The sequence below is a fragment of the Nocardioides sp. Soil777 genome (genome assembly GCF_001428425.1).
GTDB lineage: Bacteria > Actinomycetota > Actinomycetes > Propionibacteriales > Nocardioidaceae > Nocardioides > Nocardioides terrigena.
The window spans coordinates 1-22750 of the sequence record NZ_LMSN01000008.1 but is presented as its reverse complement, the minus strand read 5'-3'; the positions used below and the strand labels follow the sequence as shown (position 1 = coordinate 22750).

Sequence of the window (22750 nt, the reverse complement as noted above, 5' to 3'; positions counted from 1 at the left end):
CGATCCGGTCAGCGGCGGGCGGCCACGTAGCAGGCGACGGCGGTCGCGGCGGCCACGTTGAGCGAGTCGATCCCCTCCCGCATGGGGATGATCGCCCGACGGTCGGCGGACTGCTCCCACCGCGACGACAGTCCGTGGCCCTCGGAGCCGAGGACGAGGGCCAGCCGCTCGACCCCGGCCACAGCCTCCTCGACCGGGGTGGAGTCCGGGGCGAGCGTCAGCGCCACCGTGGTGAAGCCGGCCGCCGACAGGTCCGGGAGGGCGTCGTACCAGTCGGGCAGGCGGGTCCACGGCATGGTGAACACCGCGCCCATCGCCACCTTGATCGCGCGGCGGTAGAGCGGGTCGGCGCAGCGCGGCGAGAGCAGGACGGCGTCGAAGCCGAGGGCGGCGCCGCTGCGCAGGATGGCCCCGACGTTGGTGTGGTCGACGATGTCCTCCAGCACCAGCACCGAGCGGGCACCCTCGAGCACGTCGGCCACCGGGGGCAGCGGTCGACGCTCGAGCGAGGCCAGCGCCCCGCGGTGCACGTGGAAGCCGGTGACCTGCTCGGCCAGGGCCTCGTCGAGAACGAAGCAGGGAGCGTCGGTCGCCGCCAGGACGTCGGCGAGGCCGTCGAGCCAGCGGGGCGCCATCAGCAGCGACCGCGGGGCGAAGCCCGCCTCGAGCGCGCGGCGTACGACCTTCTCCCCCTCGGCCAGGAAGAGCCCGTGCTCGGCCTCGAGGTGCTTGCGGAGCTCGACGTCGCGCAGGTCGCGGTAGTCGGCCAGCCGCGGGTCGGCGGGGTCGGTGATCTCGATCAGGTCAGCCACGGGGAGCAGCATGCCGCCCGTAGTGGACGGGGTGTGCCACCGCCACCACCTCGCCGACCACGATGATGGCCGGCGGCCGCACCTCGTGCGCCGCGAGCTCGTCGGCCAGCGTGCCCAGGGTGGCCAGCACCGTCCGCTCCTCCGGCATCGTTCCCTCCACCACGACCGCGACGGGGGTCTCGGCCGGACGGCCTCCCTCGACGAGCGCGGCGGCGATGTGGGGGGCGTTCTCGACGGCCATCATCAGCACGAGGGTGCCCCGCAGCTGGGCGAGCGCGGGCCAGACCACCAGCGACTCGGGGTGCCCGGGCGGGAGGTGCCCCGAGACGACGGTGAACTCGTGGGTGATGCCCCGGTGGGTGACCGGGATCTGGGCGACGCCGGGCACGGCCACCGAGGAGGAGAGCCCGGGGATCACCGTGACCGGCACGCCGGCGGCCTCGCAGGCCAGGACCTCCTCGTAGCCCCGGCCGAAGACGAAGTTGTCGCCGCCCTTGAAGCGCACGACCCGCTTCCCGGCGCGCGCCCGGTCGACGATGATCTCGTTGATGTGCTCCTGGAGGGCCGACCGGCCGCGCGGCAGCTTGGCCACGTCGATCAGCTCCACGCCCGGGTCGAGCTCGTCGAGCAGCTCCCGCGGTGCGAGGCGGTCGGCCACCACCACGTCGGCCGACGCCAGCGCATGCCGGGCGGCCACCGTCACCAGCTCGGGGTCCCCCGGTCCCCCGCCGACCAGCACGACGCCGGGCGAGCGGTCCAGGGCTCCGGACGCCGTCAGGTGCCCGTCGCGGAGCGCGGTGATGATGTCGTCGCGCAACGTCGCCGACTGGCGGGGCTCGCGGTTGCCGAGCACGCCGACCGTGGCGGTGCCGTGCCGCCCCACGGCGGGGGTCCAGGCGGTCGCCTCGGTCGCGTCGTCGCTGCGCACGCAGAAGATCCGGCGCTCCTCGGCGGCCTCGGAGACCAGGGTGTTGGCCGCGTGGTCGTCTGTGGCGGCGATGACGTACCACGCCCCGTCGAGGTCGGTGGGCTCGAAGCGGCGCAGCTCGAGGGTGATCTCGCCGCCCATGCCCTCCAGAGCGGGCGTCACCACGGGTGACACCACGGTGACCCGGGCACCAGCCGCGATGAGCATCGGCACGCGCCGTTGCGCCACGTGACCGCCGCCCACCACCACGACCCTGCGGTCGCGCAGGATCAGTCCCGAGAGGTACGGCGTGGGGTCGCTCATCTCGCCATTCTCCCGCGCCCCGGGTTCTGCGGCACCGGCGTCCACGCTTGAAACGGCAACCACGGGACTCCTAGGTTCGGGGTATGAGCCTCGAGCGCCCCATCGCCCCCCACCCCTACGACCTCCTCCCCGCGGTGCCGTCCTTCACGGTCACCAGCACCGACGTGACCGACGGCCAGCCCCTCAAGGACGACCAGGTCGCCGAGCACGGCAACACCTCTCCCCAGCTGAGCTGGGAGGGTGCTCCGGAGGGGACGAAGAGCTACGTGGTCACCTGCTTCGACCCCGACGCCCCGACCCCCAGCGGCTTCTGGCACTGGTCCCTGGTCGACATCCCCGCCGACGTCACCTCGCTCGACACCGGCGCCTCCTCCGGCGACCTCCCCGGCAAGGCCTTCCACGTGCGCAACGACGGCGGCGAGGCCGGCTTCATGGGCGCCGCTCCCCCGCAGGGCGACCAGCCCCACCGCTACTTCTTCGTGGTGCACGCGGTGAAGGAGGAGACCCTCGGTGTCGACGCCGACGCCTCCAACGCGGTGGTCTCGTTCAACCTGGCCTTCAAGACCCTGGGACGCGCGATCATCCACGGGACCTACCAGCACTGAGCGGACCCGGCTCGATCCGGCGCTGAGCGACCCGGCTCGATCCAGCGCTGACGTGTGAGAGGATCCCGGTCGCCGATCACGGGAGGCCGGGATGCTCTACGTCGCCATCGCGACGCGCGCGTTCCGCCGCTACTCGACGTACCGGGCGGCCACGCTCGCCGGCGTCTTCACCAACTCGGTCTTCGGCGTCATCTACTCCTTCGCCTACCTGGCGCTGTGGGAGGCCAACCCGACGGCGGGCGGCTACGACAAGGTCGACGCGGTGACCTACGTCTGGCTCGGCCAGGCACTGCTGATGACCATCGCCCTGTGGGGCGGGGGCACCACCGACGACCTGGCCGAGCGGATCCGCACCGGCGACGTGGCCATCGACCTCTACCGACCCGTGGGGATCGTGGGCTGGTACCTCGCCGCCGACCTCGGCCGCGCGGCGTACCACTTCCTCGCCCGCGGCATCGGTCCCACCCTGATCGGCTTCATCATCTTCGACATCCGGCTGCCCGCCGGCCCGGCGGCGGCCGTCGGCTTCGCGGTCTCGCTGGTGCTGGCGGTGGTGGTGAGCTTCACGATCCGGTTCCTGGTGGCGAGCTCGGCCTTCTGGCTGCTCGACCAGTCCGGGGTGAAGGTGATGAGCGGAGCCTTCGCCATCTTCTTCAGCGGGATGATGCTGCCGCTCGTGCTGTTCCCGGGCTGGTTGGGCACGCTGGCCAACGCGCTGCCGTGGGCGTCCTACGTGCAGGTCCCGGCCGACATCTGGCTGGGCAAGCACACGGGCACCGACCTGCTGGCCGCGCTCGGTTTCCAGGTGTTCTGGATCGTCGTGCTGCTCGGCTGCTGCCACGCCGTGCTGCGTGCCGCGACCCGCAAGGTGGTGGTCCAGGGTGGCTGAGGTCTCCCCCACGTCGGCGCCCGTCAGCGGTGCCGGCCACCTGCGGACCTACGGGCAGATCGCCTGGCTCTGGATCCGCGCCGCCTGGCAGTACCCCACCTCCTTCGTGCTGCTCGCCGTCGGCAACGGCCTCATCACCGGCCTGGACTTCGTCGGCCTGTGGATCATGTTCGCCCACCTCGACGACCTCGCCGGCTTCACGCTGCAGGAGGTCGCCCTCCTGTACGGCGCGGGGTCGCTGGCCCTGGGCATCGCCGACACCGCCATCGGCAGCGTCGAGCGGATCGGCACCTACGTGCGCACCGGGCGGCTCGACCAGATGATGACCAAGCCGGTGCCGCTGCTCGTGCAGGTGTGCGCCGACCAGTTCACGCTGCGCCGGCTGGGACGGATCACCCAGGCCTCGATCGTCTTCGGCTGGGCCTGCACGTACGTCGAGTGGATGCCGTTGCGGGTGCTGGTCGCGGTCTCGATGGTGCTGAGCGGGGCGGCGATCTTCTTCGGCCTCTTCGTGGGCTTCTCCTGCATCCAGTTCTGGACGACCGACGCGACCGAGTTCGCCAACGCCTTCACCTACGGGGGCGCCACCGTCACCCAGTACCCGTTGACCATCTTCAACCGCGAGGTGGTGGTGGCCCTCACCCTGGTCGTCCCGGTGGCGTTCGCCAACTGGTACCCCGCGCTCTACATCCTGGGCCGCGAGGACCCCTTCGGGATGCCTGAGTGGCTGCAGTTCAGCTCGCCGATCGCCGCCCTGGTGACGGTCGTCCTCGCCCTGCTCGTCTGGCGCACCGGCGTGCGCCACTACACCTCCACCGGGAGCTGACATGGCCCTGATCGACGTACGCGACCTGGAGCGGACCTTCGTGGTGCGCCGCAAGGTCGACGGCGGTCGCCGCCGGCTGCGCGACGAGGTGCGGGCGGTCCACGACCTCACGTTCTCCGTCGAGGCCGGCGAGATGGTCGGCTACATCGGCCCCAACGGCGCGGGGAAGTCCACGACCATCAAGATGCTGACCGGGATCCTGGTCCCCACCGACGGCCACCTCCGCGTCGCCGGCCTCGACCCGAGCCGGGACCGGGTGGCCCTGGCGCGCCGGATCGGCGTGGTCTTCGGCCAGCGCACCACGCTGTGGTGGGACCTCCCGCTGCGGGACTCCTTCGCGCTGCTCCAGAAGATGTACCGGATCCCGCCCGAGCGCTTCCGCGCCAACCTCGAGCGGTTCGTCGAGCTGCTCGACCTACGCGACCAGCTCGACACCCCGGTGCGCCAGCTGTCGCTCGGGCAGCGGATGCGGGGTGACATCACGGCCGCGCTGCTCCACGACCCGGAGATCCTCTACCTCGACGAGCCCACGATCGGGCTCGACGTGGTGAGCAAGGGGCGGCTGCGCGAGTTCCTGCGGGCCCTCAACGCCGAGCGCGGCACCACGCTGGTGCTGACCACGCACGACCTGCAGGACATCGAGGCGCTCTGCGACCGGGTCATCGTCATCGACCACGGCACGGCCGTCTTCGACGGGCCGCTCCCCGCCCTGCACGCGCAGGGCGGCTCGACGCGCACGCTGGTGGTCGACCTGGTCGACGAGGCACCCGCGATCGAGGTCCCGGGCGCGGTGGTGCGCCGGATCGAGGGACCGCGCCAGTGGCTGTCCTTCCCGACCGAGGCGAGTGCCGCACCGATCGTCGCGGCCGTCGCGGCGTCGTACGACGTGGCCGACCTGTCCATCCAGGAGCCGGACATCGAGGAGGTCATCCGTGACCTCTACTCCCGCGGGGCCTGAGGGCCGCCGGGGTCAGTCGGCGCGCAGGTCCAGGACGAGCACGGCCCGGTCGTCGTCGCCGCGGGGCACCTTCGTCAGCACCGCGCGGGCGAAGCCGGCGAACCCCGCGGCCAGCACCCGGGTCCGGGCGACCCCGCGCAGCCACTCCAGGCCGTCGTCGAGGTCGCGACCGCGGGTCTCGATGACCCCGTCGGTGTAGAACATCAGCGCTTCGCCCGCCCCGAGCCGGCCCTCGCTGGCGTGCAGCTCGGGGTCGGGCACCACGCCGAGCGCCGTGCCCCGGGCGTTGTCGACGTCCCACTCACTGCGAGCGGGGAACCAGTGCAGCACCGGCGGGTGACCGGCGCTGGTGATCGTGTAGTCACCGGTCACCAGGTCGACGCGGACGTGCACCGCGGTGGCGAAGGACTCGTCGGACTCCTGCCGGAGCAGGAACGCGTTGGCCGCCCGCATCAGTGCGTCCGGGGGCAGCGCGCCCACCAGGCCGCCCAGCGCGCCGGCGAACTGCAGCGCCTGCGGGCCCACCGAGGCACCCTTGCCGCACACGTCGACCAGCACCATCTCCAGGTGCCGGTCCTCGCGCAGGTCGGCCACGAGGAAGTCACCCGCATAGCCGGTGCCGTGCGCGCTCAGCATCGCCGACTGCGAGCGCCACGGGTCGGGCAGCGGCGGCACGACCCCCTGGCGCTGGAGCCGGTCGCGGAGCTGGGCGAGCATCGGCTCGCTCAAGGCCACCGGCAGGCCGGATCGCTGGCGGCTGGACTGGTAGACGACCAGGCCCACCGACACCGCCAGGGTCACCAGGGTCGCGACCGCCGGTCCGTCCACGCCCTCGTGCAGGGTGGTGGCGCCGGCCGCGACCAGGATGAAGCCGGACAGCACCACCAGAGGCAGGGTGCGCAGCAGCAGCACGCCCAGCAGCAACCAGACGAACCACACCGTGACCGGCACCAGCTCCGGCGCCGCCCACGCGGCGGCGAAGGACGCGGCCGAGCCGCCCAGCAGCAGGCAGAGCACGTAGACCTGGCTCCCCCGGGACCCCGTCCGCCAGCTCTCCACCCGGTCGTGGACGTGCAGCGCCAGACGGCGCGGCACGGACCCGAGAGCAGTCGACACCTCCTGAGAATAGGTCTCGGGGACCGCCGTCGGGGCCGATCGGGCGATGTCGGCGCCGGCCCCTAGGCTCGGGACCCTGATGACCGATGCACCGGACCAGCCCACCCAGCCCGAGCCCGATCGCGCCGCCGATCCCACGGCCCTGCTCGCGGAGGTGGTCGCGTTCGCGATGGACTGCGCGCGCCAGGGTGAGACGGACCTGCTGGCGCGCTACCTCGACGGCGGGTTCCCGGTCGACCACCCCGACGCCGACGGCAACACCGTGCTCATGCTCGCCGCCTACCACGGCCACGCCGGCACGGTCGGCCTGCTCCTCGACCGCGGGGCCGACCCCGACCGGCTCAACGCCCGGGGTCAGTCCCCGCTCGCCGGTGCGGTCTTCAAGGGCGAGGACGACGTCGTACGCCGCCTGATCGCCGGCGGCGCCGACCCCGATGCCGGGGCTCCCACCGCCCGCGCCACGGCCGAGATGTTCGGCCGCTCCGACCTGCTGGGGTGACGGGGTCGCACGACCTCCACCCCCACGGGCGGACTTTCTTGACCTGTTCCAGAGTGAGTGCGACGTTGGAGACAGGGGCCTGCACCGTCGTACCGACCCCACCCGACCCCGCCCCCAAGGAGTGACATGCCCGACCTGCCCCAGCCCACGGACAGCTCGATCGCCACGGCCCCCTCGGAGGAGGCCCGGCTCGGATCGACCACCGACACGGGTGCACCCGCCCCCAGCGACCGCAACTCGCTCACGCTCGGGTCCGACGGCCCGATCCTGCTCCACGACGTGCACTTCCTGAGCCAGATGGCGCACTTCAACCGTGAGCGGGTCCCGGAGCGCAACGTGCACGCCAAGGGCTCGGGCGCGTTCGGCGAGTTCGTCACCACCGAGGACGTGAGCGCCTACACCCGCGCCGGCCTCTTCCAGCCCGGCGTGAAGACCGAGATGCTGGCCCGCTTCTCCACCGTCGCCGGCGAGCAGGGCTCCCCCGACACCTGGCGCGACCCGCGCGGCTTCGCGCTGAAGTTCTACACCGACGAGGGCAACTACGACCTCGTCGGCAACAACACCCCGGTGTTCTTCATCCGCGACACCATGAAGTTCCCGCACTTCATCCGCTCGCAGAAGCGTCGCGGCGGCAGCGGCCTGCGCGACAACAACATGCAGTGGGACTTCTGGTCGCTCAACCCCGAGTCGGCCCACCAGGTCACCTACCTCATGGGCGACCGCGGCATCCCGAAGTCCTACCGCCACATGAACGGCTACGGCTCGCACACCTACCTGTGGACCAACGCCGCCGGTGAGAAGCACTGGGTCAAGTACCACTTCCACAGCAAGCAGGGCGTGGAGAGCCTCAGCGACGCCGACGCGACCCGCATCGCCGGCGAGGACGCCGACTTCCACCGCCGCGACCTGTACGACGCGATCGCGGGCGGCGAGCACCCGTCGTGGACGCTGTCGATCCAGGCGATGCCCTACGAGGACGCGAAGACCTACCGCTACAACCCGTTTGACCTCACCAAGGTGTGGCCGCACAGCGACTACCCGCTCATCGAGGTCGGCACGATGACCCTCAACCGCAACCCGGAAAACTTCTTCGCCGAGATCGAGCAGGCGGCCTTCGAGCCGTCCGCGACGGTGCCCGGCATCGGCTTCTCCCCCGACAAGATGCTGCTGGGCCGGGCGTTCGCCTACTCCGACACGCACCGCTACCGGATCGGCCCCAACTACCTGCAGCTGCCGGTCAACCGTCCCCGGGTGGAGATGAACACCTACACCCAGGACGGCCCGATGGCCTTCGAGCACCGCTCGGACGACCCGGTCTACGCGCCCAACTCCTTCGGTCGCGGCTACGCCGACGAGGTCGGCGAGGTCTCCGACGGCTGGGAGGCCGACGGCGCAATGGTGCGCCAGGCCTACGCACTGCGCGAGGACGACGACGACTTCGGCCAGGCCGGCACGCTGGTCCGCGAGGTGTGGGACGACGAGATCCGCGCCAACTTCGTCAAGACCGTCGCCGGCCACCTCCTCGGCGGCGTCGAGGGCGACGTCCTCGAGCGCGCCTTCGCCTACTGGAAGGCGGTCGACGCCGACTGCGGCAAGCAGATCGAGGAGCTCGTGCGGGCCGGTGGCCCGAACGACAACCCCGGCGGACAGCCCGACGACGCGCAGGACGACGCCTCGGACCCGGTCACGGAGAGCGACACGCACGCGGCCCGCTGATCGATCACGGGCACCTGCCTGACCCACGTGGGCCCCGGACACCGTCCGGGGCCCACGTGCCGTCCGGGGCTCCGGGCGACGGCCCGCTATCGTGCGCGCCATGGCCCCTGACCCGACGTACGACGTGCTCGGTGCGCCGTACACCGTCGAGACCCTCGACCTGGGCGAGGACGCCGAGGGCCCGGTGCACGCGACCCTGGTGCACCGCCCGGCCCCGGAGCCGACCGAGCGGGCAGTCCTGCACGTGCACGGCTTCGCCGACTACTTCTTCCACACCGAGTACGCCGAGTGGTGGAACGCCCGCGGCCACGACTTCTACGCCCTCGACCTGCGCAAGTACGGCCGCTCGCTGCGGGAGCACCAGACGCCCAACTACGTCGAGGACCTGCGCGAGTACTTCCCCGACCTCGACGCCGCCTGGGGGCGCGTCGCGGTGGACCACACCCGGATCGTCACGACCGCCCACTCCACCGGCGGCCTCACCCTGCCGCTGTGGCTGCACGACCGCCGGCCCGCCGGCCTGGCCGGCGTCGTCCTCAACTCCCCCTGGTTCGACCTGCAGGGCAGCGCCTGGCTGCGCAACCCCGCCGCGCGCCTGGCCCTCGACCGGATGGGCGCCCGGCAGCCGCGCCGCCTGATCCCCCGCAAGGTCAGCGGCGTCTACACCCAGTCGCTGCACCGCGACCACCACGGCGAGTTCGACTTCAACCTCGACTGGAAGCCCGTCGAGTCCTACCCCGTGTACGCCGGGTGGTTGCGCGCCGTGCGCCGCGGCCACGCCGAGCTGCACCGCGGCCTCGACGTCCCCGCCCCGTGCCTGGTGCTCTCCTCGACGACCTCTGCCTGGCCCACGACCATGGGCGAGGCCGTGCACAGCAACGACGTCGTGCTGGACGTCGAGCAGATCCGGCGCTGGGCCTCCAGCCTGGGACGCCACGTCACCAGCATCGCCGTGGACGGCGCCCGCCACGACGTGGTGCTGTCGCTACCGGACGTCCGGGCGCGGGTGTACGACGAGATGGACCGCTGGCTGTCGACCTACGTCGACGGCTGAGCCGCGGCCGTCAGACGAGGAACGCCACGAGGGCCACGACGCCCACCACGACGATGAAGCCGCGCAGGACCGGCGCCGGCAGCCGTCGACCCACCGAGGAGCCGATCACGCCACCGATGACGGCGCCCACCGCGATGAGGCCGACGATCTTCCAGTCGACGTCGGCGAGCAGCACGAAGAGCACCCCGGAGATCCCGTTGACCAGGGCCGCGAGGACGTTCTTGGCGCCGTTGAGGCGCTGGAGGGTCTCGTCGACGCCGATGCCGAGCACCGCCATCATCAGCACGCCCTGGGCGGCACCGAAGTAGCCGCCGTAGACGCCGCACGCGAACATCCCCGGCCACACCCACCAGGCCCCGCGCTCAGGCAGTCCGCCGCTCGCCTCGTGGCGGCGGGCGACGTACGCCGAGATGCGCGGACCGGCGATCACCAGCAGCAGGCCGAGCAGGATGAGCGCGGGCACCACGACCTCGAAGGCACCCGGCGCCCAGAGCAGCAGGCCGCCGCCCAGCAGGCCCCCCAGCCCCGAGGCGCTGGCCAGGTGCAGCAGGCGTGAGCGCTGCCCGCGGAGCTCACGGCGGTAGCCGATCGCCCCGGTCACCGACCCCGGCACCAGGCCGATCGAGTTGGAGACGTTGGCCGTCACCGGCGGTACGCCGAACGCGAGGAGGGTCGGGAACGTGATCAACGTCCCCGACCCCACCACGGTGTTGATGGTGCCGGCCGCCACGCCCGCGAGGGCGATCAGCACGGCTTCGACCCAGGTCACGCCGGGGCTGCCCCCGGGGCGCTCGGGTCGACCGGACCCTCGCCGGCCGACGGGTCCGTCGGCTCGGAGGCGACCGGCGGGGTGGTCCCGCCCAGCGCGTCGGGCGTCAGGCCCGAGGTGGCCCGGCTGGGGCGCGCGGCCGACTCGGCGGCGGCAATGGCCTCCTCGACGGCCTTGCTGGCGTCGCTGAGCTCGGCGTCGGCGGAGGCGTTGATGCCGCCCTGCGGCTCGGTCGGGCCCATGTCGACACGGGTGCGCGGCGTGGCGTCGCGGGGGATGCCGGCGATCTCGTGGATCGACGAGCCGAGGCCCTCCATCGCCTTGGTGATCTCGGAGGGGATGACCCAGACCTTGTTGGCGCTGCCCTCGGCGATCTTGGGCATCATCTGGAGGTACTGGTAGGCCAGCAGCGACTGGTCCGGCTGGCCGTCGTGGATGGCCTGGAAGACGGTCTGGATGGCCTGGCCCTCACCCTGCGCACGCAGGATCGAGGCCTCGCGGTCGGCCTGTGCGCGCAGGATCTGCGACTCCCGGTCACCCTGGGCGTTGAGGATCTGCGACTGCTTGGAGCCCTCGGCGGTGAGGATCGCCGCCTGGCGCTGGCCCTCCGCGGTGAGGATGACCGCGCGCTTCTCGCGGTCGGCACGCATCTGCTTCTCCATCGAGTCCTTGATGGAGGGCGGCGGGTCGATGCCCTTGAGCTCGACCCGGTTGACGCGGATGCCCCACTTGCCGGTGGCCTCGTCGAGGACGCCGCGCAGGCCGGAGTTGATGGAGTCGCGGCTCGTCAGCGTCTCCTCGAGGTCCATGCCACCGACGATGTTGCGCAAGGTGGTCATCGTGAGCTGCTCGATCGCCTGGATGTAGTTGGCGATCTCGTAGGTCGCGGCGACCGGGTCGGTGACCTGGAAGTAGATGACGGTGTCGATGGAGACCACCAGGTTGTCCTCGGTGATCACCGGCTGCGGCGGGAAGCTCACCACCTGCTCGCGCAGGTCGATGAGGTAGCGCAGCCGGTCGATGAAGGGGACGAGGATGTTGAGGCCGGCGGGCAGGGTGCCCTTGTACTTGCCGAACCGCTCGACGATGCCCGCGCGTGCCTGGGGCACGATCCGGACCGTCTTGGCGAGCAGGACGACGACGAACAGCAGGAACAGCACGAACAGGACGAAGGCTGCTGTCATGGATTTCCCCCGTGGAAGGTGATGGGTGGTGAGCGGTCAGTAGTCGAGTCGGGCGACGGGGTGGACGTACGCCGTCGCGCCCTTGATGGCGAGGACCTCGACGGTCTCCCCCGCGGGGATGGTCATGGTCTCGTCGTAGGGACGCGCCGACCAGTCCTCCCCGCCGATCGTGATCCGGCCGGTGCTGAGTCCGCTCATCTCCGCGATGACGATCCCCTGGGTGCCGACCAGCTTGCCGTGGCCGAGCTCGAGCTCCGGCCCGGAGTGGAGCTTCTTGATCATGGAGGGGCGCACCAACGCCAGCATCGCGATCGATGCCCCCGCGGCGCCGAGGACCTGGATCGCGACGTGCACGTCGGCGATCGCGAGCACCATCCCGACGAGCGCGCCGATGGCGAGCATGCCCACGATCAGGTCCAGGCTGAACATCTCGGCCACGCCCAGCACGATGGCAAGACCCAGCCAGGCCTCCCAGAGGTGTCGCGCGAGCCAGTCCATGTCCCGACCCTATCCGGTGGGACGCAGCCTCAAACGGTAGCGCGGTGGGTGCGTCGCCGCGCGGCGTACCGACCGTCCTCGACGCTGAGCCGCAGCGGCATCTGGAAGGTCTCGGAGAGCGCCTCCTCGGTGACCACGCGCTCCAGCGGCCCCTGCGCCACGACGCGTCCCTGCCGCAGCATCATCGCGTGGGTGAAGCCGGGCGGGATCTCCTCCACGTGGTGGGAGACGAGCACGGTGGCGGGCGAGTCGGGGTCGAGGGCGAGGACGCTGAGCGTGGACACGAGGTCCTCGCGACCGCCGAGGTCGAGGCCGGCGGCCGGCTCGTCGAGCAGCAGCAGCTCGGGGTCGGTCATCAGGGCACGAGCGATCTGGACGCGCTTGCGCTCGCCCTCGCTGAGGGTGCCGAAGGTGCGGTCGACGAGGTGCGCGGCGCCCACCTCGCGGAGCAGGTCTGCGGCCCGGTCGTGGTCGAGTGTGTCGTACTCCTCGCGCCACCGGCCCAGCACGCCGTACGACGCCGACACGACGACGTCCTGCACCAGCTCGCCGCGCGGGATCCGGTCGGCGAGGGCGGCGCTGGTCAGGCCGATGCGGGGACGCAGGTCGAAGACGTCGACGGTGCCGAGCACCTCGCCGAGGATGCCCGTGACGCCGGAGGTCGGGTGCAGCTGGGCCGAGGCGACCTGCAGCAGGGTGGTCTTGCCGGCGCCGTTGGGACCGATGAGCACCCAGCGCTCGTCCTCCTCGACCGTCCAGTCGACGTCGTCGAGCAACGTCGCCTCGCCACGGCGCACCGTGAGACCTGCACACTCGATCACGGCACTCATGCGGCTCACCCTATCCAGCGGGCGCCGCACTCCCGACGACACCGACGTATCGTCTCCAGCCGTGTCACCCGAACTCCCCCTGTCCGCCCGCCTCGCCTGGTGGATGACCGCGTGGCTGCGCGGCGACGAGGTCACCGACCACGCCCTCGACGCCGTGACCCACGGCGACCTCGGGCACGTGGTGGAGGGCCTGCCCGACGGCGGTACGACGCTGCTCGACGCCTTCGTCGCGGCCCGGCGCACCGGCGCCGACCGGGCCGGACTGGCCCTGCCGGTCGAGGGCGACCTGCTGGGCCTGGGCGGGCCCCGCGAACTCAACGACGCCGCCCTCGACTCCGGCGAGGCGGTGGTGCTGGCCGGTTTCGCGCTGGTGCCCACCGTGGTCGGCGAGGTCGTCCGGTGGCGCGTGGCGCCGGCGGCGCCGCGCCAGCTGCCCGACGTGGGTGAAGCGGACCGGTCCATGCGGGCCGCCCTCGTCGACTCCGCCAACCTGCTCGCGGACCTGGACGTCGCGCGCTGGCGTCCCGAGGTGGCGGACCGGCTGATGAACCTGCGGCACCGGCCGGCGCTCGAGCCCCCGCTGGGCATCCCCGCCCGGTGCGTCGACCTGGCGGCGCGCGGGCTGCAGGGGTGGTCGATCGTCGACCTCGCGCTCGAGGACGACGGCGGTGCGCTGTCGTCGTACGAGATCGGGCAGCGCCGTGACGCCCTGGCGCCGCTGGAGCGGGCCTCGCGCCGGGCCGTGGTCGCGGCGTGCTCGCCCGAGGTGTGGCCGGATCCCTGAGCACCCCCCGCGACGGGGATAGCCTCGGGCCCGAGATGAGCGACGTCGACGAGCAGCCCAGGACCCTCCTCGTGACCCTGACCGGCAAGGACCGGCCGGGTGTCACGTCCGCGATGTTCGCGACCCTCTCGGCCGCGGGGGTCGAGGTGCTCGACATCGAGCAGATCGTGCTCCGGCGACGGCTGGTGCTGGGCGTGCTCATCACCGCCCCCCGGGACTGGAAGAGGTTGCGGGACGCCATCGAGGAGACCGCCGCGTCGCTGGGCATGCAGGTCGACGTGGACCGCGGGGTCGGTGACAACCGCGTACGCGGCTCCGGACGCTCCCACGTGACCGTGCTCGGCGCGCCGCTCAAGGCGTCGGCGATGGCGGCCATCGCCGGCCGGATCGCCGACTGCGGGGCCAACATCGACCGCATCGAGCGGATGGCGCGCTACCCCGTCACCGCGATCGACCTCGCCATCTCGGGGGTGGAGCCCGAGGTGCTGCGCCCGCTCCTGGCCACCGAGGCCGCCACGCAGGGCATCGACATCGCCGTGCAGCCCGCCGACCTGCTGCGTCGATCGATGCGACTCATCGTGATGGACGTCGACTCCACGCTCATCCAGGGCGAGGTGATCGAGATGATCGCCGCGCACGCCGGCTGCGAGGCCGAGGTGGCCGCGGTGACCGAGCAGGCGATGCGCGGGGAGATGGACTTCGAGGAGTCGCTGCGCGCACGGGTGGCCCTGCTGAAGGACGTCCCGGCCACGGCGCTCGACGAGGTCTACGAGTCGATCGCCCTGGCCCCGGGGGCCCGCACCATGGTGCGGGTGCTGCGGCGGCTCGGCTACCGCTTCGCCATCGTCTCGGGCGGCTTCACCCACATCACCGCCCGACTGGCCGAGGACCTCGGCATCCACTACTCACGGGCCAACGAGCTCGAGATCGTCGACGGCCGGCTCACCGGCCGGGTGGTCGGCGACGTCGTCGACCGGGCCGGCAAGGCCACCGCGCTGCGGGAGTTCGCCGCCGACATCGGGGTCCCGGTGGACGCCACGATCGCCATCGGCGACGGCGCCAACGACCTCGACATGCTCAACGCGGCCGGCCTCGGCATCGCCTACAACGCCAAGCCGGTCGTGCGCGACGCGGCGGACGCCTCGGTCAACGTGCCCTACCTCGACACGATCCTCTACCTGCTCGGCATCTCTCGTGAGGAGATCGAGGCCGCCGACATGGCCGACGGAATCGTCACCCCGGCTCCCCCGGTCTGACGCCCACGGCGACGCACCCCTCGAGGTCGTCGTCGTGCTCGACATGCGGCGCGAGACCGGCGTCCCGCATCGCCTCGGTGGTCAGACCGGCCTGGGCCGCGCTGGTCTCGACCAGCAGCACTCCCCCGGTCGCCAGCCAGCCCGGCGCACCGGCGGCGATCCTCCGGTGGAGGTCCATGCCGTCGTGGCCGCCGTCCAGCGCGGCGGTCGGCTCGTGGTCGCGTGCCTCGGGCGGCATCAGGGCGATCCGGTCGGTGGGCACGTACGGCGCGTTGGCCACCAGCACGTCGACGCGCCCGCGCAGGACGTCCGGAAGGGCGTCGTACAGGTCGGACAGGTGGACCTGCCCGTGCGGCACGTTGCGTAGCGCGCAGCCGAGCGCCACGGGGTCCACGTCACTCGCGTGCACCTCACCGGCCTCGACGACGGCCGCGACCGGGGCGACGCCGCAGCACAGCTCGAGGAGGATGCTCCGGGGATGGGCGTACGCCGCGGCGACGCGCGCCAGCAGCTCGGTGCGGCGGCGCGGCACGAAGACCCCCGGCGCGACGACCAGCCGCCGGCCGGCGAACTCGACCCAGCCGAGCACCGTCTCCAACGGCTCACCGGCGATACGTCGGACGACCAGGGCCTCGAGCACCTCCCCGGTGGCTCCGCTGCCGGACAGCAGCCGGGCCTCGTCCTCGGCGAAGACGCACCCGGCCGCCCGCAGCCGGTCGACGAGGTCCGGAGGGACCGCGGGACCGGTCAGCGGTCGCTCACTCGGCCCGGCCGACGTGGAAGGCGACCACCGAGGCGGACGCCATGTCCAGCTCGACCCACGCCCCGTCGTACTCCAGGACGGTCAGCGCCGAGGTCGGGTAGCCGCCGGCCATCGCGGCGCCCGCGTCGGCGTCACCTGCGCCGTCGTCGAGGAGCTGGGCGAGGTAGGCCATCGTCGGGTTGTGGCCGATGACGATCACGGCCGTCGCGTGCGGCGGGACCTCGCGGATCAGGTCCAGCGCGGCCTCGGGGCCTGCGGCGTACAGGCCCGTGTCGTAGTCGGGCTCGGACTCCCAGCCCGCCGCCCCGGCGACCGCCTCCCACGTCTCGCGGGTGCGGACCGAGGTCGAGACCAGGGCGTGGTCGGGCACGAAGCCCAGGGCGGCCAGCCACCGTCCGGCGGCCGCTGCGTCGTCGCGTCCGCGGGGCTCCAGGGTGCGTCCCTGGTCGGACTCACCCCAGGACTCGGCCTTGGCGTGGCGCATGACCACCAGCCTGCGGGCGGGTGTCGTGGGGGTTGGCTGCGTCTCGTGCACGGGGTCACTGTGGCAGCCGATAGCCTGCCTGTCATGCCCTCAGGACCCCTCATGATCATCGGCGGCGCCGAGGACAAGCTGCGCAAGCGCACGATCCTCAAGGAGTTCGTCGTCGCCAGTGGCGGCCACGACGCCCGCATCGTCGTCATCCCCACCGCCTCGTCCCTCGGCCCCGAGATCGTCGAGGTCTACGAGGCGCTCTTCACCAAGCTCGGCGCCGGGGAGGTGCGCGCCGCCCGGCCCGAGAGCCGCGAGGACGCGCACGACCCCGACCTCGTGGCCGCGATCGACGGCGCGACCGGCATCTTCATGACCGGCGGCAACCAGCTCAAGCTGTCCGGCGTCGTCTGCGGCACGCCCTTCGGCGACGCGATCGTCGCGGCCCACGAGCGGGGTGCGGTCGTCGCCGGCACCTCGGCGGGCGCGAGCATCCAGTCGTCGCACATGGTCGCCTTCGGCTCGGGCGGGGCCACCCCCAAGCAGCGGATGACCCAGGTCGCCGCCGGCCTGGGGCTCGTCGGCTCGACCGTGATCGACCAGCACTTCGACCAACGCAACCGCTACGGGCGGCTGCTGATGATCGTGGCGCAGAGCCCGCAGCTGCTCGGCATCGGCGTCGACGAGGACACGGCGGCGATCGTGGAGGTCGTGGACGGGCACGAGGTGCTCCGCGTGGCCGGCAAGGGTGCGGTCACGATCATGGACCCGGCGAAGATGGTGTCCAACGCCCACGAGGCCCGGCGGTCAGCCCCCCTGCTCGCCAGCGGCCTCACGCTGCACGTCCTGCCGGCCGGTTCGGCGTACGACCTCACGGTCCGTGCGCTCGTCCCCCGCGAGCCGGTGGTCGACGCCAGCGAGGCCGCGGAGATCGCCGAGGCCGGGCGCGACCTGCGCCAGCTGGCCCGCGACATCGCGGCCGGTGACGTCTCCCCGTCCAACCTGCGCCGCCGCCTGACGCGTGCGCGCCGCGTCACCGCCACCACTGCCCCCGCCACCGCCCCCGTCGAGACCGGAGACCATGCATGAGCGAGCGAAGCGAGCGAGTCATCCAACACAGTGCGACATGTGCCTCATGCGCGCACGGAGCGAAGCGAGTACGTGCATGAGCGAGCGTCCCACCCCTGACCTGACGATCCTCGAGACCCGCGTCTACCGCGGCGCCAACGTCTGGTCGTACGACAAGTCGGTGCACCTCGTCGTGGACCTCGGCTCGCTGGAGGAGTTCCCGACCAACACGCTGCCCGGCTTCACCGACGAGCTCGTCGCGATGCTGCCCGGCCTGCGGGAGCACTCGTGTTCACGGGGACGGCGCGGCGGCTTCCTGGAGCGGCTGCAGGAGGGCACGTGGCTCGGCCACGTCGCCGAGCACGCGGCGCTCGCGCTGCAGCAGGTCGTCGGCCACGACATCCGGCGCGGCAAGACCCGCTCGGTCAAGGGGCACAAGGGTCGCTACAACATCATCTACGGCTATGTCGACGAGCAGGTCGGCCTCGAGGCCGGCAAGCTCGCCGTGCGCCTGGTCAACCACCTCGTGCAGGGCGACCCGGACTTCGACTGGGAGACCGAGCGCGACTCCTTCATCCGCCGCGCCGAGCGGACCGCATTCGGCCCCTCCACGCAGGCGATCGTCGACGAGGCCGTGTCGCGCGACATCCCCTGGATCCGGCTCAACCAGTACTCCCTGGTCCAGCTCGGCCAGGGCGTCCACGCCAAGCGCATCCGCGCGACCATGACCAGCGAGACCAGCTCGATCGCCGTCGACATCGCCTCCGACAAGGACCTCACCACCAAGCTCCTCGGCGCGGCCGGGCTGCCCGTCCCCAAGCAGGAGTCCGTCCGCAGCGCCGACGCCGCTGTCGCCGCGGCCCGGCGCATCGGCTACCCCGTCGTCGTCAAGCCGCTCGACGGCAACCACGGCCGCGGCGTCTGCCTGGACCTGCAGGACGAGGACGACGTCCGCGGCGCCTTCGAGATCGCCCGCGAGCAGTCGCGTCGCGGGGTCGTGATCGTGGAGTCCCACGTCGTCGGCAAGGACTACCGCTGCCTGATCATCGACGGCCGGATGGTCGCCATCGCCGAGCGCGTGCCGGCCTCGGTGACCGGCGACGGCACGTCCACCGTCGAGCAGCTCGTCGACCTCACCAACGCCGACCCGCGCCGCGGCGTCGGCCACGAGAAGGTCCTCACCCGCATCAAGGTCGACGCCGGGGCCCTCGAGGTGCTGGCCGGCCAGGGACACACCCTGGAGTCCGTCCCCGCCGAGGGCGAGATGGTCAAGCTCGCGCTGACCGGCAACATGTCCACCGGTGGCATCTCGATCGACCGCACCTTCGAGGCCCACCCGGAGAACGTCGAGATCGCCGAGGAGGCCGCCCGGATGGTCGGCCTCGACATCGCCGGCATCGACTTCATCTGCCCGGACATCACCGAGCCGGTGCGCGAGGCCGGCGGCGCGATCTGCGAGGTCAACGCGGCTCCGGGCTTCCGGATGCACACCCACCCGACCATCGGCGAGCCGCAGTTCATCGCCAAGCCGGTCGTCGACATGCTCTTCCCGCCCGGTGCGACGTCGCGGATCCCGATCATCGCGGTGACCGGCACCAACGGTAAGACCACCACCAGCCGGATGATCAGCCACATCTTCAAGGGCATGGGCCGCAAGGTCGGCATGACCTCCACCGACGGCGTCGTGATCGACGAGCGCCTCGTCATCCGCGCCGACGCCAGCGGCCCCCGCTCGGCCCGGATGGTGCTCCAGAACCCCCGCGTCGACACGGCCGTCTTCGAGGTCGCCCGCGGCGGAATCCTCCGCGAGGGCCTCGGCTACGAGCGCAACGACGTCGCCGTGGTCCTCAACGTCCAGCCCGACCACCTCGGCCTGCGCGGCATCGACACCGTCGAGCAGCTCGCCGACGTCAAGGCGGTCATCGTCGAGGCGGTCCCGCGCGACGGCCACGCGGTCCTCAACGCCGACGACCCGCTGGTGCGCCAGATGCGGCGCCGCTGTTCGGGGCAGGTCGTGTGGTTCTCGATGGAGGAGCCGGGCTCCGAGGCACGCGACATGATCGACGCGCACTGCCGCCGGGGCGGCAAGGCGCTGGTCCTCGACCCGTCCGAGCGCGGCGAGATGATCGTCGTACGCCACGGTCGCCGGGAGATGCAGCTCGCCTGGACCCACCTGCTCCCCGCGACCTTCAGCGGGAGGGCCCGGATGAACGTCCAGAACGCGCTGGCCGCGGCCGCCGCGGCGTTCGCCGCCGGTGCGCCCCTGCACGACATCCGGCAGGGCCTGCGAAGCTTCTCGACCAACTACTACCTCTCCCCCGGCCGCCTCAACGAGGTCGAGGTCAACGGCGTCAACGTCATCGTGGACTACTGCCACAACGCGCCCGGCATGAAGATGCTCGGCGACTTCGTCGACCGGGTCGGCGACTCGCTGGAGGGGTCGCACGACCTGGCCCGTCCCTCGCGGATCGGCATCATCGCCACCGCCGGCGACCGGCGCGACGAGGACATGCGCGAGCTCGGGCAGATCGCGGCCCAGCACTTCGACGTCTGCATCGTCCGTGAGGACGTGTCCCTCCGGGGCCGCGAGCGCGGCGACGTCGCGGGGCTCGTGCTCGAGGGCGTGCGGCAGGCGATGGCCGAGGGCTCGCGCTGCAAGCAGGCCGAGGAGGTGCTCGACGAGATCTCGGCGGTCCGGCACGCTCTCGGCCGCGCCAACAAGGGCGACCTGGTCGTCGTCTGCGTGGACAAGCACGCCGAGGTGATGACCGAGCTCGAGAGCTGGTCCTCGCAGGCCCAGGCCGGCGCCGGCGCGTCGTCCGACACCCCGGCCGCCGACCCGGACTACTCGGCACCCGCGGAGTCCTGAGTGCGGATCCTGTCGCTGGCCGACCTGCCCCACCGGTCGATAGACGCCCACGGGAGCCGGGGCTTCTCGGTGGGGGCGTTCGGGATCAGCGCCGACGCACACCTGGTCGCGGTCACCCTCGCGCCGGGCGGGGTGATCGGGCCACACCCGGCCAACGGTCGCCAGCTGCTCGTCCTGCTGTCCGGTGAGGCCGAGGTCGCGGGTGCCGAGGGGTCCGTACGACGCCTCGCGGCCGGCGACGCCGCCGTCTGGGAGCCCGGTGAGGTGCACGAGACACGCTCCCCGACCGGGATGCTGGCCATGATCGTCGAGGGGGACCTCGACATCGGGGCGCCCGGCGAGCAGGTCGACCCCGGGGACGTCTGAGCCTGCGCCGGCCGAGGCGGACGAGTGGCTAGGCTGCTGACGACCGCACCCCGCACCCCCGAGGAGCACCCGTGGGCTCGTCCAGGCCACCCGCTGCCGATGTCGACCTGGTCGACAGCTACGCCCGCCAGATGGGCGGGGAGGTGGAGGTCGTGCTGGCCTCCCCCGGTCCCGAGATCGCCGACGGAGCCACGATCGTCCTGCGGCGGCGGGAAGCGTCCTTCCGGGCCACCCTCGGTCTCCTCGACGGCGACGGGGACGGTGGCCGGCGCGGCGTCGTACGGTTCGGTCGTCCGGCCCTGACCGACGGCCAGTACGCCGTACTGCTCGCGGACGGTGCCGACGAGCGGCCCCTCGGCTGTCGGCTGCTCGTCCAGGGCGCGCGACCGTTGGTGCTCCTGTGGGGCGCCGAGGCGTCGAAGTCGCGGCTCCCGGTGCCGCACGAGCGGCCTCAGGAGCGTCGGACTCCCGTCCAGCGGGCTCGTTCCCTCGCGGGACGGACGAAGCGAGCCGTCAGCCGACGCGTGCGGACGCTGCCCCGACGAGGTCGCTGAACGCCTCGCGGACGTCCGCGTCGTCACCCGGTCGCGAGGACCCACGCAGGTCGGCCAGCCGGCGCCAGCCGGGACTCTCCATCAGCACCTCGGGGTCGAACGCCTGTGTCCGCTCCAGCACGGCCTCGGGCACCGGCTGCGGGTCGGGACGCACGGCCTCGGTCGCGACCCACTCGTCGTACCCCTCGAGGACCCCGTCGCGGCGGGCGTCCGGGAAGAGCACCACGCAGGTCCCGGTGGGGTGGGTGTCCACGTCGAGCACCAGCAGGTCGGGACGGAGCCGCCGCAGCGCGTCGGCGACCTTGTAGACGTCCCCGGTCCAGCCGAGCGTGGTGCGTTGCCGGTTGGCCATCTCCACCGTCCGCGGGAGCATGTCGTCGATGACGACGACGCTCGTCGGGAGGGTGAAGCGCTCGATCGCGAGGAAGTCGCGCAGGGCGTACTCCGCCAGGTGCATGCCGTCGACGAACGCCAGGTCCACCACCGGGACCGGGAGGTGGGCGAGCGGGCGCGGCCGGGCGAAGAACTCATCACTCGTCGTGCGGGCCAGGTGGACGTCGGCCTGCAGCTCCGAGACCACCCGGAACTCCGGGTCCACGCCGATGCTCGGCACCCGGGTGAGGGCCATGCTCGCGCCGCGGTTGACGCCGGTCTCGAGGTAGGTCCTCGGCTCGATCGTCTCGTGCAGGCTGCGGAGCAGCTGGTGTCGGTTCACAGGTCCTCCTGGACGGAGATCGGGGCGCGCGCCACGCTACCGCGTGCCACGCCGTGGCTGGTCGAGCGACGTCGAGACCTCTGCTCTCGGTGGTCGAGGTGTGAGCAGCGCGGGCCCCTCAGACCCTGTCATCCGCCCGGCCAGGACCGTGGTCTCGGTGGTCGAAGGTGCCAGCGCAGACCATCCCGTCGGTGGTTGAGGTGCGAGCGCAGCGAGCCTCGAAACCAAGCTGCCCGCCCGGTCGGGTCAGTGCTCTCGGTGATTGAGGTGTGAGCGGAGCGGACGCCCCGAAACCCTGTCATCCGCGCGGCCGGGACCGTGCTCTCGGTGGTCGAGGTGTGAGCAGCGCAGGCCCCTCGAAACCCTCTAATCCGCCCGGCCGGGACCGTGCTCTCGGTGGTTGAGGTGCGAGCGCAGCGAGCCTCGAAACCACGCCGGCCCCGGGGTCCGTGCAAGTCGTCGAAAGTCGTGTCCACCATCCGGTCAGAACCGGTCTTTTCGACCCCTGATTGTCGGTGGCTTCGTGTTGGCTGGAGTCATGTCATCGACCACCGCACCCGCTCTGCCGGACTCCCCGGCCGAGCTGTTGCGCGCGGTGCGCGAGCAGAAGAAGGCCGCCGACAAGGCCGATGTCGAGATGATGCGCCTGGCGGTGCACTGGGCGGATCTGCACATCGCGGACCCGGAGTTCGCGGAGGCGTGCTTCACGTCTCCGAAGACGTTCGCCGGCGAGGGGTCCCCGTCGATCGATGAGTTCTGTGTGCCGGAGTTCGCGGCGATGCTGGGTCGGACCAACGACTCCGCTGGTCGGTTCCTCACCGACTGTGTGGAGGTCGCCTACCGCCTGCCCAGGCTCTGGGGTGCAGTGCTGTCCGGGTTGGTGGCGGGGTGGCGGGCGCGGATCATCGCGCAGACC

23 protein-coding genes and 1 pseudogene are annotated in these 22750 nt (G+C 72.1%); 14 read left to right on the top strand and 10 right to left on the bottom strand.

Annotation, left to right across the window (positions count from 1 at the left end; translation table 11 throughout):
* Positions 1 to 8: 8 nt before the first annotated feature.
* Together ASG88_RS06635 and cobA are read right to left on the bottom strand one after the other, a co-directional pair.
* Positions 9 to 812 carry a TrmH family RNA methyltransferase gene (locus tag ASG88_RS06635; protein WP_056886683.1) on the bottom strand — a complete coding sequence of 268 codons (804 nt, stop codon included), beginning with the start codon at positions 810 to 812 and terminating at the stop codon, positions 9 to 11.
* The gene (cobA, locus tag ASG88_RS06630; protein WP_056886646.1) at positions 805 to 2043 is read right to left on the bottom strand and encodes a uroporphyrinogen-III C-methyltransferase; all 1239 of its coding nucleotides are present in this window, start codon (positions 2041 to 2043) and stop codon (positions 805 to 807) included. Before cobA ends, ASG88_RS06635 begins: the two co-directional genes overlap by 8 nt.
* 83 nt (positions 2044 to 2126) lie before the next feature.
* Between cobA and ASG88_RS06625 the strand changes: the two genes are divergently transcribed.
* From ASG88_RS06625 to ASG88_RS06610, 4 genes are all read left to right on the top strand, one after another.
* A complete protein-coding gene (locus tag ASG88_RS06625; protein ID WP_056886645.1) occupies positions 2127 to 2648 on the top strand; it encodes a YbhB/YbcL family Raf kinase inhibitor-like protein in 522 nt (173 codons plus the stop codon).
* Between the two features lie 91 nt (positions 2649 to 2739).
* The gene (locus ASG88_RS06620; protein ID WP_056886644.1) at positions 2740 to 3537 is read left to right on the top strand and encodes an ABC transporter permease; all 798 of its coding nucleotides are present in this window, start codon (positions 2740 to 2742) and stop codon (positions 3535 to 3537) included.
* A complete protein-coding gene (locus ASG88_RS06615) occupies positions 3530 to 4363 on the top strand; it encodes an ABC transporter permease (protein ID WP_056886643.1) in 834 nt (277 codons plus the stop codon). Before ASG88_RS06620 ends, ASG88_RS06615 begins: the two co-directional genes overlap by 8 nt.
* Position 4364: 1 nt before the next feature.
* Positions 4365 to 5321, top strand: coding sequence for an ATP-binding cassette domain-containing protein (locus tag ASG88_RS06610; protein ID WP_056886642.1), 957 nt, complete (start codon positions 4365 to 4367; stop codon positions 5319 to 5321).
* 12 nt (positions 5322 to 5333) lie between these two features.
* Here ASG88_RS06610 and ASG88_RS06605 read toward each other — a convergent pair whose 3' ends face one another.
* Positions 5334 to 6437: a PP2C family protein-serine/threonine phosphatase gene (locus tag ASG88_RS06605; RefSeq protein WP_157559594.1), complete on the bottom strand. Its 1104-nt coding sequence runs from the start codon at positions 6435 to 6437 to the stop codon at positions 5334 to 5336.
* A 79-nt stretch (positions 6438 to 6516) separates the two neighbouring features.
* Between ASG88_RS06605 and ASG88_RS06600 the strand changes: the two genes are divergently transcribed.
* The 3 genes from ASG88_RS06600 (at position 6517) to ASG88_RS06590 (ending at position 9706) form a co-directional block, all read left to right on the top strand.
* Entirely contained in the window at positions 6517 to 6936 is a 420-nt protein-coding gene (locus ASG88_RS06600; protein ID WP_082600048.1) for an ankyrin repeat domain-containing protein, read from the top strand.
* A gap of 126 nt (positions 6937 to 7062) precedes the next feature.
* Entirely contained in the window at positions 7063 to 8652 is a 1590-nt protein-coding gene (locus tag ASG88_RS06595) for a catalase (RefSeq protein ID WP_082600046.1), read from the top strand.
* A gap of 100 nt (positions 8653 to 8752) precedes the next feature.
* The gene (locus tag ASG88_RS06590; RefSeq protein WP_056886640.1) at positions 8753 to 9706 is read left to right on the top strand and encodes an alpha/beta hydrolase; all 954 of its coding nucleotides are present in this window, start codon (positions 8753 to 8755) and stop codon (positions 9704 to 9706) included.
* 10 nt (positions 9707 to 9716) lie between these two features.
* Here the strand turns inward: ASG88_RS06590 and ASG88_RS06585 are convergent, their stop codons facing one another.
* Genes ASG88_RS06585 through ASG88_RS06570 form a run of 4 tightly spaced genes read right to left on the bottom strand, consistent with a single transcriptional unit; the run spans position 9717 to position 12987 of the window.
* Positions 9717 to 10475, bottom strand: coding sequence for a sulfite exporter TauE/SafE family protein (locus ASG88_RS06585; RefSeq protein WP_056886639.1), 759 nt, complete (start codon positions 10473 to 10475; stop codon positions 9717 to 9719).
* Entirely contained in the window at positions 10472 to 11659 is a 1188-nt protein-coding gene (locus tag ASG88_RS06580; protein WP_082600044.1) for an SPFH domain-containing protein, read from the bottom strand. Before ASG88_RS06580 ends, ASG88_RS06585 begins: the two co-directional genes overlap by 4 nt.
* Before the next feature lie 36 nt (positions 11660 to 11695).
* Positions 11696 to 12157: an NfeD family protein gene (locus tag ASG88_RS06575; protein ID WP_056886638.1), complete on the bottom strand. Its 462-nt coding sequence runs from the start codon at positions 12155 to 12157 to the stop codon at positions 11696 to 11698.
* 29 nt (positions 12158 to 12186) lie between these two features.
* A complete protein-coding gene (locus tag ASG88_RS06570; RefSeq protein WP_056886637.1) occupies positions 12187 to 12987 on the bottom strand; it encodes an ABC transporter ATP-binding protein in 801 nt (266 codons plus the stop codon).
* A 61-nt stretch (positions 12988 to 13048) separates the two neighbouring features.
* On the opposite strand from ASG88_RS06570, the gene ASG88_RS06565 reads away from it, so the two are divergent.
* Both ASG88_RS06565 and serB read left to right on the top strand, forming a co-directional pair.
* On the top strand, positions 13049 to 13771 hold the full coding sequence (locus ASG88_RS06565) for a hypothetical protein (protein WP_056886636.1): 723 nt from the start codon (positions 13049 to 13051) through the stop codon (positions 13769 to 13771).
* Between the two features lie 35 nt (positions 13772 to 13806).
* Positions 13807 to 15027, top strand: a complete 1221-nt coding sequence (serB, locus tag ASG88_RS06560; protein ID WP_056886635.1) for a phosphoserine phosphatase SerB — start codon at positions 13807 to 13809, stop codon at positions 15025 to 15027.
* Here the strand turns inward: serB and ASG88_RS06555 are convergent.
* Both ASG88_RS06555 and ASG88_RS06550 read right to left on the bottom strand, forming a co-directional pair.
* Positions 15005 to 15778, bottom strand: coding sequence for a putative protein N(5)-glutamine methyltransferase (locus tag ASG88_RS06555; protein ID WP_056886634.1), 774 nt, complete (start codon positions 15776 to 15778; stop codon positions 15005 to 15007). The two genes, serB and ASG88_RS06555, sit on opposite strands and share 23 nt — an antisense overlap.
* A 7-nt stretch (positions 15779 to 15785) precedes the next feature.
* A complete protein-coding gene (locus tag ASG88_RS06550) occupies positions 15786 to 16274 on the bottom strand; it encodes a SixA phosphatase family protein (RefSeq protein ID WP_056886680.1) in 489 nt (162 codons plus the stop codon).
* 84 nt (positions 16275 to 16358) lie between these two features.
* Here ASG88_RS06550 and ASG88_RS06545 point away from each other — a divergent pair, with 84 nt between their 5' ends.
* The 4 genes from ASG88_RS06545 to ASG88_RS06530 all read left to right on the top strand — a co-directional run bounded on the left by ASG88_RS06545 (position 16359) and on the right by ASG88_RS06530 (position 21119).
* The gene (locus tag ASG88_RS06545; RefSeq protein WP_056886633.1) at positions 16359 to 17351 is read left to right on the top strand and encodes a cyanophycinase; all 993 of its coding nucleotides are present in this window, start codon (positions 16359 to 16361) and stop codon (positions 17349 to 17351) included.
* 76 nt (positions 17352 to 17427) lie between these two features.
* Positions 17428 to 20199 carry a cyanophycin synthetase gene (gene cphA, locus ASG88_RS06540; RefSeq protein WP_235534755.1) on the top strand — a complete coding sequence of 924 codons (2772 nt, stop codon included), beginning with the start codon at positions 17428 to 17430 and terminating at the stop codon, positions 20197 to 20199.
* Positions 20200 to 20565 carry a cupin domain-containing protein gene (locus ASG88_RS06535; protein ID WP_056886632.1) on the top strand — a complete coding sequence of 122 codons (366 nt, stop codon included), beginning with the start codon at positions 20200 to 20202 and terminating at the stop codon, positions 20563 to 20565.
* A gap of 71 nt (positions 20566 to 20636) precedes the next feature.
* On the top strand, positions 20637 to 21119 hold the full coding sequence (locus ASG88_RS06530) for a hypothetical protein (protein WP_056886631.1): 483 nt from the start codon (positions 20637 to 20639) through the stop codon (positions 21117 to 21119).
* Here ASG88_RS06530 and ASG88_RS06525 read toward each other — a convergent pair.
* A complete protein-coding gene (locus ASG88_RS06525; protein WP_082600041.1) occupies positions 21079 to 21834 on the bottom strand; it encodes a class I SAM-dependent methyltransferase in 756 nt (251 codons plus the stop codon). The two genes, ASG88_RS06530 and ASG88_RS06525, sit on opposite strands and share 41 nt — an antisense overlap.
* A gap of 538 nt (positions 21835 to 22372) precedes the next feature.
* On the opposite strand from ASG88_RS06525, the pseudogene ASG88_RS06520 reads away from it, so the two are divergent.
* Positions 22373 to 22750 (top strand): annotated as a pseudogene (locus ASG88_RS06520) (HNH endonuclease); the annotation flags it as partial.